Here is an 11,806-nt window from a genome sequence, read left to right on the forward strand (position 1 = left end):
GTAAATGCTTTGGGAAAGTTTGTGATATTGCTTTACGTCCGCCAAGCTTCAATGGTAAACTTTTATTGTTACAGCTCTTTCTGGGCTGTATGAACATAAATTTGACATCATCGTCGTCAATAAGGAGCCAAGGAACAAAGTATGGCTAAAGTGAAAACTAAGTTTTCCTGTACGGAATGTGGATATGAATCGCCCAAATGGTACGGAAAATGTCCTGGATGCCAGGCATGGAATTCCATGGTCGAAGAAACGGAAAGCGTTGTAAAAACTCAAGGAATGGGGTCTTCCCTTCTTACTCATAGCACAAAAGACAAGCCACTCCCTATTATAGAGGTGGAGAGTGGCAAAGAAACACGAATTTTGACGGGGATTGGCGAATTGAATCGAGTACTCGGTGGAGGTGTGGTGCCGGGTTCACTCGTTTTGGTGGGCGGTGATCCGGGAATCGGTAAATCTACGCTTATGCTGCAAACATCTAATGAGCTGGCTTTAACTGGTTTAAAGGTGCTGTACGTGTCTGGTGAGGAATCTGTCCGTCAAACGAAACTACGTGCAGATCGACTCGGTGCCTTGTCCCCCAGCCTATACGTATTATGTGAGACGAATTTGGAGACGATTGAAGAAGCGGTGGACAGCTTGAAGCCGGAGTTTTTGGTCATCGACTCGATACAGACTGTATATTTGCCTGAGGTGACGAGTGCACCAGGTAGTGTGGCTCAGGTGCGGGAATGTACTTCACGCTTTATGCGAATTGCCAAGGGGCTAGGTATTGCTACGGTACTGGTAGGGCATGTGACCAAGGAAGGTGCCATTGCAGGTCCGCGTTTGTTGGAACATATGGTTGATTGTGTGCTTTATTTTGAAGGAGAGCGTCATCATACGTATCGGCTTTTGCGTGCAGTTAAAAATCGTTTTGGTTCTACAAATGAAATTGGTATTTTTGAAATGGCTGAAAGCGGTTTGCGTGAGGTATCCAATCCTTCCGAGTTGTTTCTGTCTGAACGCCCACTAGGGGTGGCGGGTTCTACTGTTGTAGCCAGTATGGAAGGAACCCGGCCTGTATTGGTTGAACTGCAAGCATTGATTGCAGCTACGCATTTTCCATCTCCACGCCGGATGGGCACAGGAGTCGATCATCATCGAATGGGATTAATCATAGCCGTGCTAGAAAAGCGGATGGGCATGTTTTTGCAAAACCAGGACGCTTATCTCAACGTAGCCGGAGGTGTAAAGTTGGATGAACCGGCGGTAGATTTGGCTATAGCTGTGAGTATTGCTTCCAGCTTTAGAGATGCTCCTACAAAGCCGTATGATGTGATTTTTGGCGAGGTGGGACTGACAGGTGAGGTGCGCGCGGTATCCCGAGCAGAACAGCGAGTACGAGAAGCGGAGAAACTAGGTTTCAAACGGGTGATCATGCCGGAGAAAAGCTTGAAGGGTTGGACACATCCGAAAGGGATACAAATTATAGGAGTAGGAACGGTGGCAGATGCACTAGCAGCCGCATTAGATTAGGGGGCATTGAGAATGAAAGAAGCGAGCCAACTGGATAAAATGAACGATTTGCTGCGGCTTGTGGCACCGGGAACTCCCTTTCGCGACGGGTTGGAAAACGTTTTGCGTGCCAAAACGGGTGCTCTTCTGGTCGTTGGCTATAGCCCAGAAGTTATGGAAGTCGTGGATGGCGGTTTCTCCATCAATTGTGATTTTTCACCGAACTATTTATATGAGTTGGCTAAAATGGACGGCGCAATCATATTAAGCGAGGATTTAAAACGAATTTTATATGCCAATACGCAACTGATTCCGGACTCCTCCATTTCTTCAATTGAAACAGGAATTCGGCACCGGACAGCAGAACGAGTTGCAAAGCAGACTGGCAAATTAGTTGTGTCTATTTCCCAGCGGCGTAATATTATTACCTTGTATCAGGGGACATTACGGTATGCGCTCAAGGAAATCGGGGTTATTTTAACGAAAGCCAATCAGGCTATTCAGACGTTAGAAAAATATAGATCTGTGTTGGGGCAAGCCTCTACGAATTTGACAGCATCTGAATTTGAAGAGCTGGTTACCATGCCGGAGGTCGTTAATGTCATCCAACGGATCGAAATGGTGCTGCGCATCAAAATGGAGATCAAACGATTTATTAACGAGCTCGGAAATGAGGGCCGTCTAATTAGTATGCAGATGGAAGAGCTTGTCAGCAATATTGAGGAAGAAGCATGGTTGTTGTATAAGGATTATGCCAAAGACGATAGCGACGAAAAGATTCGTGAAATTATATTGGGACTCAAACGTTCTACGGACGACGAATTGTTGGATGTGAATCATATTGTACGTTTACTAGGCTACCCTTCTTCAGCTGCGACATCAGAGGAGTATATTGCTGCACGCGGCTATCGGGTACTGAACAAGATACCGCGTTTACCGAATGTGATTATTCATAATCTGGTAGAGCGGTTTGGACGTTTTCCACATGTCATCACAGCAACGATAGAAGAACTGGATGAAGTGGATGGTATTGGAGAGGTTCGTGCGCGTACGATTAAAGAAGGTCTTAAACGTTTGCAGGAACAAGTTTTCATTGACAGGCAAATGTAAATGTAATACAGTGAAAGGATTATAATGGAACAATTCATACATTGAGGTGAAGAGATGATTACCAAATCAATTCCGAACTTGTGTACCTTAGGTAACTTGTTTCTCGGAATGATCGCCATTTTATTGGCTGTAGACGGAAAATACAGTCTTGCCGCTATTATGGTTATTGTCGCCATGTTGTTGGACGGACTGGATGGAAGAATGGCCCGGGTCCTGAATGCCCAAAGCGAATTCGGTAAAGAACTGGACTCCTTATCAGATATGATATCTTTTGGTGTTGCTCCCGCAGTTATTATGTACATGGTTGCTTTTCATGATGCGAATTCGGCTCTCGCTTGGACGGTTACTGCCATTTTCCCGATGTGCGGAGCGTTGCGTTTGGCTCGATTTAACGTACGTCCTGGTGTACCAGGTTATTTTACGGGTCTACCAATTCCGGCAGCAGGTGGCGTATTAGCCACTTTGTCCTTATTCCATAACGATATTTCTTTGTTATACATGTCGATTGCCATGTTGCTGGTCTCTTATTTGATGGTCAGCTCCATGAAATATCCAAATTTTAAAAAGGTTGGCCTCCCGAAAAAAGCAATTTGGGTGGCTCCATGGGTCGTAATTGCAGCGGTGGTGTTGGCTGTTAAATTCCCTGACCAGCTGTCGAAGCTGATTTTTGTGCCACTGGTGCTGTATGCATTGTATGGTATGAGGCTGAACATTCGTAAACTATCACGCAGACGTGGGCGTGATCGGGATCGTTCCAGTCAGGAAGAACAGGACGATCAATATCGTCATTCACAGCGGTAGTATCAAGCAAGTATAAGCATTTATTTCCTTGAATTATTTCAAGGAGATAAATGCTTTTTTTATGCATAAAAAGTGAAAACACAGGGTTAGTTATGTGGGAAATGGATCATACTGGTAAGAGAAATGCTATGTATCCAATAAATAGCAGACTAATGAAAAGAAAATAAAGGAGGTATAGAGATTCAATGTGGAGAAAGGCTATTTTAACTTTTACAGGATTGTGCGGAGCATGGTTTGGCTATACGTTATACCAGCGGGTAGGGGGCATTGTATCGTGGATGCCAGAATGGTTGAGTGATGGGTCTTTACCGGGAATGGTTGTTTGGATGATGGCGGGAGCAGTGTTATTTATGGCCGGGTGCTCATTCGCAGGAGCATCCGTGGCGAACCGGTTGCAACAGGGCATTGAAGGCTTGGTACGAATTCCGATGAACGAGATGATGGCAGGTGTGATTGGTTTAGCGGTGGGATTGATACTTTCCTTAGCAGTCTATCCGCTTTTTTCATGGTTGGGGGCCCCGGGTCAACTTATCCAGACGGCTGTTACCGTGATATGTGGATATGTGGGATTGATGGTTGGACTAGAAAAGCGGGACGAGCTGTCATCCTTTTGGAGTTCTGGCTTTTTTGGTCGGGGAACGGGTGCAGAAGAACGCAAGCTGGAGGAACATAAAATTTTGGACACCAGCGTCATTATAGATGGGCGTATTGCAGATATCTGCAAGACAGGTTTTATTGAAGGAACGATTGTGATTCCTGAATTTGTGTTAGAGGAGCTTCAGCATATTGCAGATTCATCAGATTTACTTAAGCGTAATCGTGGACGACGGGGCCTGGATATTTTGAATAAAATCCAAAAAGAGCTGGATGTGAATGTGCTCATTTACGAAGGTGATTTTGAGGAAATTTCAGAGGTTGACAGTAAGTTGGTCAAGCTGGCAAAGGTGTTACAGGGTAAAGTTGTAACTAACGATTTTAACCTGAATAAAGTATGCGAACTGCAAGGTGTATCAGTGCTGAATATTAACGATTTGGCGAATGCAGTGAAGCCTGTCGTACTGCCCGGTGAGGAAATTATGGTGCAGATTATTAAAGACGGCAAGGAGCATGGGCAGGGTGTAGCCTATCTGGATGATGGTACGATGATTGTTGTGGAAGGCGGACGTGACTATATTGGCTCTCTTATGGAGGTGCTGGTCACGAGTGTACTTCAGACCTCGGCCGGACGTATGATCTTTGCCAAACCGAAATTATTGGAAAAAGCTCAATAAACGCGGTATGATGAAGTAGATGTGTTATCATACGGATCGTCCAAGTGCGATCAGGGCAGGAGTTATTTGAATGAACAATCGGGTAGGAGTTGTCATTGTGGCAGCAGGGCGCGGCTCCCGTATGGGGACGCAGGAGAGCAAGCAATTTCTGCTTTTGCGGGACAAGCCCATCTTCATACATACACTTGAAATATTCGCAGCTATGCCCGAAGTGGATGAAATGGTGATGGTGACTGGGACAGCAGATGTGGAACGCTGCCGAGATTGGATTCATCAATACAAAATCGGTAAAAATGTACGGGTGGTGGCTGGTGGCAGTGAACGCCAGCATTCGGTCTATCGCGGTCTGCGCCACTTACAAGCGGATTGGGTGATGGTGCATGATGGTGTGCGTCCACTCATTCAACCTGAGCTTGTACGTTCATGCCTTGAGGCAGCCCAGCGTACTGGTGCTTCTGTAGCGGCAGTACCTGTAAAGGATACGGTCAAGCAAGTGAACGGGGATGGTATCATTACAGCAACGCCGGATCGCCGAAGTCTGTGGAGTATTCAAACGCCACAGACTTTTCGTCTTTCCGATCTGCTGCGAGCCTATGAGGAAGCGGAGCAGTCGAGATTCTTGGGAACAGATGATTCTATGCTGATAGAGCGGCTAGGCATTCCGGTTACTGTCGTTCAAGGCAGCTATAAGAACATCAAAATTACTACACCAGAGGATTTGGATATGGCGGCGCTATGGGTGAAAACAGAGGGAGAGGATATCAAATGATCAGAGTGGGACAAGGATTTGACGTCCACCAGCTGGTGGAAGGAAGGCCATGCATCATCGGAGGTGTGAATATTCCGTATGAAAAAGGTTTATTGGGCCATTCCGATGCAGACGTACTGTTGCATGCCATTAGCGATGCTATCCTGGGCGCGCTTGGCTTGGGAGACATCGGGAAGCATTTTCCAGATAATGACCCAGAATTTAAGGATGCTGACAGTCTTAAGCTACTGGAGCATGTGTGGGGGCTAGCTAAAGAGCGAGGATATCGCCTGGGGAATATCGATTCTACGATTATCGCACAAAAGCCCAAAATGGCATCGTATATTCCGCAGATGAATGAAGTCATCGCTCGGGCGCTGGAAGCAGAGGAGCTATCCCAGGTGAACGTCAAGGCGACCACGACAGAGCAACTCGGGTTTCCCGGCCGGGGTGAAGGAATCGCGGCTCAATCGGTTGTCTGTCTTATCAAGTAAATGCTATCATCTTGAGTAATTCAATTTGGAGGAGATTATATGAGCACGGAAGTTCGTGTACGTTATGCACCAAGCCCTACAGGGCATCTGCACATTGGAAATGCCAGAACGGCATTATTTAATTATTTGTTTGCCCGCAATCAAGGTGGGAAATTTATTATTCGTATCGAAGACACAGATGTGAAGCGCAATATTGAGGGCGGAGAAGAAAGCCAACTTAAATATTTGAAATGGTTGGGTATGGACTGGGATGAGAGCGTAGACGTGGGAGGAGAGTTTGGACCTTATCGTCAGACTGAACGCTTGGACATATATAAAACATACTGGCAGGATTTGCTGGATCGTGGTTTGGCTTACCGCTGTTACTGCACTGAAGAAGAGCTGGAGCGCGAGCGTGAAGAGCAGACGGCACGTGGGGAGACACCGCGCTATTCTGGAAAACATCGTGATCTAACAGAAGAACAGTGCCAGGCATTTGAAGCAGAGGGCCGTGTACCAAGTATTCGTTTTCGTGTACCGGAAGATCGTGAATATACGTTTGACGATATCGTTAAAGGACAAATTACGTTCAATTCCAAGGAAAGCGGCGATTTTGTTATCGTCAAAAAAGACGGTATTCCGACATATAACTTCGCTGTAGCAGTTGACGATTATTTGATGAAAATATCGCATGTACTACGGGGCGAAGACCATGTTTCCAATACACCGCGGCAGTTGATGATCTTTGAAGCTCTCGGGTGGGAACCGCCACGCTTCGGTCATATGACGCTGATTGTAGGTGAGGATCACAAAAAGCTCAGTAAACGTAACGAATCCATTATTCAGTTTATGGAGCAGTATGACAAGTTGGGCTATTTGCCAGAAGCTATATTCAACTTCATCGCACTGCTGGGTTGGTCCCCAGAAGGCGAAGAAGAGATCTATGATCGGGAACAACTGATTTCGATTTTCGATCCTAATCGTTTGTCCAAAAGTCCAGCTGTGTTTGATACAAATAAGCTTGCTTATTTGAACAATCACTATATTAAAAAGGCTGATCCTGAGCGAATTGCCAGCATGGCGATTCCACATCTCCAGACAGCGGGGCTGTTGCCTACTGAGCTGTCTGCGGAACAACTGGATTGGGCTAAGGCCCTTGTTCGCTTATACCAGGAACAGATGACATCTGCGTCCGATATTGTAACGTTGTCTGAGTTGTTTTTCCGTTCACATCTGGAACTGGATGCTGAAGCAGCAGCTGTATTGGCCGAAGAGCAGGTTCCTGAGGTACTTAGAGCTTTTGCAGGTAAAGTTGAAACGAGTGAGGAATTTACAGCTCCACAAATGGCTAAGCTGATCAAAGAAGTTCAAAAGGAAACCGGTTTTAAGGGGAAACAATTATTCATGCCGATTCGTGTGGCTCTTACAGGCCAAACGCATGGACGGGATCTGAATGAAACTATCTTTTTGCTTGGACGTGACAAGGTACTGGATCGTCTCAAGGCACAAATTAAAGGCTGATATTTCTTGTCAATTTGTTGTCTTTTCGCTATAATGACTCCATTGATACGGATTGATATTTACGTGTAAAGGCTGCGAACAGGAGAAGTACACTGCATAAGGGCATCTGCCAGAGAGGACGGTCGAGGGGAAACCCCAGGCTGAGAGCCGTCCAGTTGACCTGCGGAGGAAATGCGCCTGGGAGCCGTGCGCCCGAACCCTCATTAGCATCAAATGCTGATGTGACAAGGGCGTGCCGATTCGTTCCCGTTACAGGACGCCAAAGACGGATTATCTGCTTTTTATGCAGCAGATATGTTCGAAAGCAGAGTGGGACCACGTTCATGCGTCTCTGCAGCTTAGGCTGCGGAGGCGCTTTTTCTTTTTTATCAGACTCAGACTCGTTATAGATAGAAAAATGTCGAAGAGTGCTGGTGGATGCGAAAATTGGCGGAACGTGAAGTGTTGTGATGATGCGGCAAGGATATGAAGGGAATAGGAGGGCGACATGTTCAGACATTTCAAATCCGACATTCAGACTGTTTTGGATAATGATCCGGCCGCCCGGAGTAAGCTGGAGGTCATTTTTACGTATTCCGGTGTTCATGCCCTTTGGGCACACCGAATCGCACATTGGTTTTATTTGCGAAACTGGTGTACTCTAGCCCGTGTTATATCCCAGGTATCAAGGTTTATGACAGGCATTGAAATTCATCCTGGCGCTCGTATCGGAGATCGGCTGTTCATTGACCATGGCATGGGAGTTGTCATCGGGGAAACCTGTGAGATTGGCGACGATGTCGTATTGTATCAGGGGGTCACACTCGGCGGGACTGGGAAAGAGAAAGGGAAGCGCCATCCGACCATTGGGAATAATGTTGTTATCGGCTCTGGTGCGAAGATATTAGGCTCTTTCACGATTGGGGCACAATCCAACATTGGCTCTAACTCGGTTGTGCTCAAAGAAGTTCCACCAAACAGTACGGTGGTGGGCATCCCGGGGCGAGTTGTCAGACAGGATGGTAGGCGTCCAGACCGACTTAGTCATCAGTTGCCTGATCCGGTTGTGGATTCTATGCGAGAGCTTCAACGGGAAATAGAACGTTTGCGTGCAGAAATGTCTGATTTGAAGGATGGGGCATCCGCTCAGAAACATCAGGTGGCCCAAGAGAATACATTAGAAAAATGATTTTCATGAGGGAGGAACATAACAATGCCGCTTCAAATTTATAATACAATGACGAGGAGTCGGGAGCCTTTTGTGCCACTGGAGCCTGGAAAGGTTAAAATGTATGTATGCGGTCCTACCGTGTATGATTACATTCATATTGGCAATGCACGACCTGTAATTGTATTTGATGTGGTGCGTAGCTACCTGGAGTACTTGGGCTATGATGTAAACTATGTGGTGAATTTTACGGATGTCGATGATAAACTAATCCGCAAAGCTCGGGAACTTGACATGAATGTTTCGGCAGTTGCTGAGAAATTTATTGCTGCCTACCATGAGGATCTGACAGGATTGAATGTTCCTGCTGCCAGTATGAACCCTCGTGTAACAGAGAGCATGGATCTGATTATTGATTTTATTAAGGAATTGGTAGACAAAGACTATGCCTATGAGAATGATGGCGACGTGTTCTATCGGACCAAAAAGTTCAAAGATTACGGACAACTGTCAGGTCAAAATCTGGAAGAGCTTCAGTTCGGAATTCGTATCAATGTGGATGAACGCAAGGAAAATGCCGAGGACTTTGTACTCTGGAAGGCAGCGAAGCCGGGCGAAATTCATTGGTCGAGCCCTTGGGGAAATGGACGACCAGGCTGGCATATCGAATGCTCTGCTATGGCTCGCCATTATTTGGGGGATACACTGGATATTCATGGGGGCGGACAGGATCTGCAATTTCCGCATCATGAATGTGAATGCGCACAATCCGAAGTGATTACAGGTAAGCCATTATCCCGCTACTGGATGCATAACGGATATATTCGCATAGATAATGAAAAAATGTCGAAATCACTCGGTAATGGTATTTTAGTTAAAGATTTGCGCGCTCATCACAAGCCTGAGGCTATACGTTATTTTATGTTGTCGACGCATTACCGAAATCCGTTAAACTACAACCAAGAGACTATGAGTCAGGCGGAGAACAGTGTCGAACGGATCGCCAATGCAGTTGCCAATGTGAAGCATCGTTTAGCTAATGCGCTGAAAGGTAATGAGGGAGTATCGACGGAACTGCAAACGAAGCTCGACGGAATTTTGCAGCAGTTTGGCGAAAAAATGAATGATGATTTCAACACACCTGATGCGATTACTGCTGTATTCGATTGGGTTAGCGAAGCAAACCATTTGTTGCAACGAGATGTCGTACATCAGGCAGAATTACAAGCTGTATTGCATACCTTTCATTCGATGAATAACGTGCTTCGCATTTATTCGGAGCCGAGTGAAGAGTTGCTGGATGACGAAATTGAGCAGTTAATTGCAGAACGTGTCGAAGCTCGTAAGACCAGAAATTGGGGTAGAGCTGACGAAATTCGCGATCTGTTGGCTGCAAAAGGCATTGTGCTTGAAGATACGGCGCAGGGGATGCGGTGGCGGCGAAAATGAATGATAAGCCACTGAACTCAGGAGCATCGGAAGGTACGGGGAACTGGTTCCCGTACCCTGCGTCCAAGCCAGCACGTTTGATGCCTCCCATTGCACTAGCTTACATTGGTGATGCAGTGTACGAGGTAGCTGTCCGGCAATATTTGTTGGCACAGCCTAACCTGCGTCCAAATCATCTGCATCGGCGAGCCACAGGGCTAGTCTCCGCCAAGGCGCAGAGTCGCATGTTAGGGCTATTGGAAAATGTACTGACGGAAGAAGAACGCGATATTGTCCGACAAGGAAGAAATGCTAAATCAGGAAGTTTGCCCAAAAATGCTGATGTGCTTGAGTATCGGCACGCCACTGCACTGGAGGGGTTGATTGGATCTCTTTATTGTGATGGACATTTGGACAGATTAAGAGAGTTGATTACGTACGGAATTGCGCAAATGGAAAATACAGGAAAATCATAAATGGGAATGGACTGGATGGAACAAGTATCAGCCGTTTCCCGGGAGGAAGCTAGAGATGGAAGAAGAATGGATTGCCGGTAAGCATTCGGTAACGGAGGCATTGCGTTCAGGCAGAACAATAAATAAAATTTGGATTGCGGATAATGCGCAAAAACATTTGACACTGCCGATTACAGCTGAGGCGAAAAAAGCAGGAATTATTGTTTTGCAGGTGGACAAGCGTAAGCTGGATCAAATGGTTCCGGGCATTCAACATCAGGGAGTGGTCGCGCAAGCTGCGCCTTTTGCCTATGTTGAAGTGGAAGAATTGCTCGCAACTGCTCGTGATAAGGGAGAAGAGCCGTTTTTGATTTTGCTGGATGAGATTGAAGACCCTCATAATTTGGGCTCCATCCTTCGTACAGCGGACTGTACTGGAGCGCATGGTGTTATTGTGCCGAAAAGGCGTTCTGCAGCTGTAACTGTAACGGTGTCCAAAACATCGGCAGGTGCTGTGGAGTACGTTCCGGTGGCGCGTGTAAACAATCTGGGACAAACCATTGATCGTCTTAAAGAAGAAGGTGTATGGGTAGTTGGCACGGATGTTACAGCGACAGACCCTGTCTTTGGGAATGGAGTATTCACGGGACCAGTAGCCATTGTCATTGGTAACGAAAATAAAGGTATGGGCCGTTTGATTCGTGAGAAATGCGATGTACTCGTCAAGCTGCCAATGGCGGGGCAAATTAATTCCCTTAATGCTTCTGTAGCTGCAGGTGTTGTCATGTACGAAGTATTGCGCGGACGACAGGCACGGGGCTAACGATATGGCTGACACGCGGGATGTTCTGCTTGTGGACGGTTACAACATGATTGGAGCCTGGCCCGAACTTTCCGCACTGGTACAATCTGGTATGCAGGAAGCGAGGGACAGACTTCTTGAACGACTGGCGGATCATCAGGCGTATTCCGGCAGAAGAGTCATCGTCGTATTTGATGCTTACAGGGTACCAGGATTAGGTAAAACTTTTGCTCAGAGCAAAGTCCAGATTTATTTTACCAGAGAAAAAGAAACTGCTGATGAGTGCATCGAGCGATTGGTTCGGGAGCTGAGCAGTAAAAGAAGAAGTATTTACGTAGCGACAAGCGATCAGGTAGAGCAACATGTCGCATTTGGACAAGGTGCACTTAGGGTGTCGGCGCGAGAATTACTGATCGAGATTGAGGAATCCGAAAGAGAAGTGCAGAAGCGAATCCAGCAGGATAGTGCTAAGTTGTCCCGTAACTCGCTAGATTCCAAACTGAGTCCGGAGCTTCGAAAGTTGTTTGAACGATGGAGAAGAGAATAAACCAATAAT

General features: G+C 46.5%; 12 protein-coding genes. All 12 read left to right on the plus strand.

What is annotated here, in order from left to right; translation table 11 throughout:
• Nucleotides 1-141 precede the first annotated feature (141 nt).
• The 12 genes from radA (at nucleotide 142) to ACEN8J_RS00105 (ending at nucleotide 11,797) form a co-directional block, all read left to right on the plus strand.
• A complete protein-coding gene (gene radA, locus ACEN8J_RS00050; RefSeq protein ID WP_013312184.1) occupies nucleotides 142-1,515 on the plus strand; it encodes a DNA repair protein RadA in 1,374 nt (457 codons plus the stop codon).
• A gap of 12 nt (nucleotides 1,516-1,527) precedes the next feature.
• The gene (gene disA / locus ACEN8J_RS00055) at nucleotides 1,528-2,604 is read left to right on the plus strand and encodes a DNA integrity scanning diadenylate cyclase DisA (protein WP_013312183.1); all 1,077 of its coding nucleotides are present in this window, start codon (nucleotides 1,528-1,530) and stop codon (nucleotides 2,602-2,604) included.
• Between the two features lie 54 nt (nucleotides 2,605-2,658).
• Nucleotides 2,659-3,405, plus strand: coding sequence for a CDP-diacylglycerol--serine O-phosphatidyltransferase (pssA, locus tag ACEN8J_RS00060; protein ID WP_029514503.1), 747 nt, complete (start codon nucleotides 2,659-2,661; stop codon nucleotides 3,403-3,405).
• Between the two features lie 185 nt (nucleotides 3,406-3,590).
• Nucleotides 3,591-4,676 (plus strand): PIN/TRAM domain-containing protein, encoded by a 1,086-nt coding sequence (locus tag ACEN8J_RS00065; protein ID WP_029514502.1) that lies wholly within the window; start codon nucleotides 3,591-3,593, stop codon nucleotides 4,674-4,676.
• 70 nt (nucleotides 4,677-4,746) lie between these two features.
• Nucleotides 4,747-5,445 carry a 2-C-methyl-D-erythritol 4-phosphate cytidylyltransferase gene (ispD, locus tag ACEN8J_RS00070; protein ID WP_029514501.1) on the plus strand — a complete coding sequence of 233 codons (699 nt, stop codon included), beginning with the start codon at nucleotides 4,747-4,749 and terminating at the stop codon, nucleotides 5,443-5,445.
• The gene (gene ispF / locus ACEN8J_RS00075) at nucleotides 5,442-5,918 is read left to right on the plus strand and encodes a 2-C-methyl-D-erythritol 2,4-cyclodiphosphate synthase (RefSeq protein ID WP_025723806.1); all 477 of its coding nucleotides are present in this window, start codon (nucleotides 5,442-5,444) and stop codon (nucleotides 5,916-5,918) included. The genes ispD and ispF overlap by 4 nt, the downstream gene beginning before the upstream one ends.
• 39 nt (nucleotides 5,919-5,957) lie before the next feature.
• Nucleotides 5,958-7,418 carry a glutamate--tRNA ligase gene (gene gltX, locus ACEN8J_RS00080; RefSeq protein WP_029514500.1) on the plus strand — a complete coding sequence of 487 codons (1,461 nt, stop codon included), beginning with the start codon at nucleotides 5,958-5,960 and terminating at the stop codon, nucleotides 7,416-7,418.
• A 487-nt stretch (nucleotides 7,419-7,905) separates the two neighbouring features.
• Entirely contained in the window at nucleotides 7,906-8,586 is a 681-nt protein-coding gene (cysE, locus tag ACEN8J_RS00085; protein WP_029514499.1) for a serine O-acetyltransferase, read from the plus strand.
• A gap of 24 nt (nucleotides 8,587-8,610) precedes the next feature.
• Nucleotides 8,611-10,014, plus strand: coding sequence for a cysteine--tRNA ligase (gene cysS, locus ACEN8J_RS00090; RefSeq protein WP_029514498.1), 1,404 nt, complete (start codon nucleotides 8,611-8,613; stop codon nucleotides 10,012-10,014).
• Nucleotides 10,011-10,469, plus strand: a complete 459-nt coding sequence (locus tag ACEN8J_RS00095; protein WP_029514497.1) for a Mini-ribonuclease 3 — start codon at nucleotides 10,011-10,013, stop codon at nucleotides 10,467-10,469. Before cysS ends, ACEN8J_RS00095 begins: the two co-directional genes overlap by 4 nt.
• A 55-nt stretch (nucleotides 10,470-10,524) precedes the next feature.
• Nucleotides 10,525-11,271, plus strand: a complete 747-nt coding sequence (rlmB, locus tag ACEN8J_RS00100; protein ID WP_013312173.1) for a 23S rRNA (guanosine(2251)-2'-O)-methyltransferase RlmB — start codon at nucleotides 10,525-10,527, stop codon at nucleotides 11,269-11,271.
• Nucleotides 11,272-11,275: 4 nt separating this feature from the next.
• Nucleotides 11,276-11,797, plus strand: a complete 522-nt coding sequence (locus tag ACEN8J_RS00105) for an NYN domain-containing protein (protein ID WP_029514496.1) — start codon at nucleotides 11,276-11,278, stop codon at nucleotides 11,795-11,797.
• Nucleotides 11,798-11,806 lie beyond the last annotated feature (9 nt).

The organism is Paenibacillus sp. Paensp38, assembly GCF_059491915.1.

What these genes read in the sequence shown, in the direction of transcription:
- cysE (WP_029514499.1), top strand. Translation starts at nt 7,906, where the DNA reads ATGTTCAGACATTTCAAATCCGACATTCAGACTGTTTTGGATAATGAT.
- ispD (WP_029514501.1), top strand. Translation starts at nt 4,747, where the DNA reads ATGAACAATCGGGTAGGAGTTGTCATTGTGGCAGCAGGGCGCGGCTCC.
- ispF (WP_025723806.1), top strand. Translation starts at nt 5,442, where the DNA reads ATGATCAGAGTGGGACAAGGATTTGACGTCCACCAGCTGGTGGAAGGA.
- cysS (WP_029514498.1), top strand. Translation starts at nt 8,611, where the DNA reads ATGCCGCTTCAAATTTATAATACAATGACGAGGAGTCGGGAGCCTTTT.
- pssA (WP_029514503.1), top strand. Translation starts at nt 2,659, where the DNA reads ATGATTACCAAATCAATTCCGAACTTGTGTACCTTAGGTAACTTGTTT.
- rlmB (WP_013312173.1), top strand. Translation starts at nt 10,525, where the DNA reads ATGGAAGAAGAATGGATTGCCGGTAAGCATTCGGTAACGGAGGCATTG.
- ACEN8J_RS00065 (WP_029514502.1), top strand. Translation starts at nt 3,591, where the DNA reads ATGTGGAGAAAGGCTATTTTAACTTTTACAGGATTGTGCGGAGCATGG.
- gltX (WP_029514500.1), top strand. Translation starts at nt 5,958, where the DNA reads ATGAGCACGGAAGTTCGTGTACGTTATGCACCAAGCCCTACAGGGCAT.
- disA (WP_013312183.1), top strand. Translation starts at nt 1,528, where the DNA reads ATGAAAGAAGCGAGCCAACTGGATAAAATGAACGATTTGCTGCGGCTT.
- radA (WP_013312184.1), top strand. Translation starts at nt 142, where the DNA reads ATGGCTAAAGTGAAAACTAAGTTTTCCTGTACGGAATGTGGATATGAA.
- ACEN8J_RS00105 (WP_029514496.1), top strand. Translation starts at nt 11,276, where the DNA reads ATGGCTGACACGCGGGATGTTCTGCTTGTGGACGGTTACAACATGATT.
- ACEN8J_RS00095 (WP_029514497.1), top strand. Translation starts at nt 10,011, where the DNA reads ATGAATGATAAGCCACTGAACTCAGGAGCATCGGAAGGTACGGGGAAC.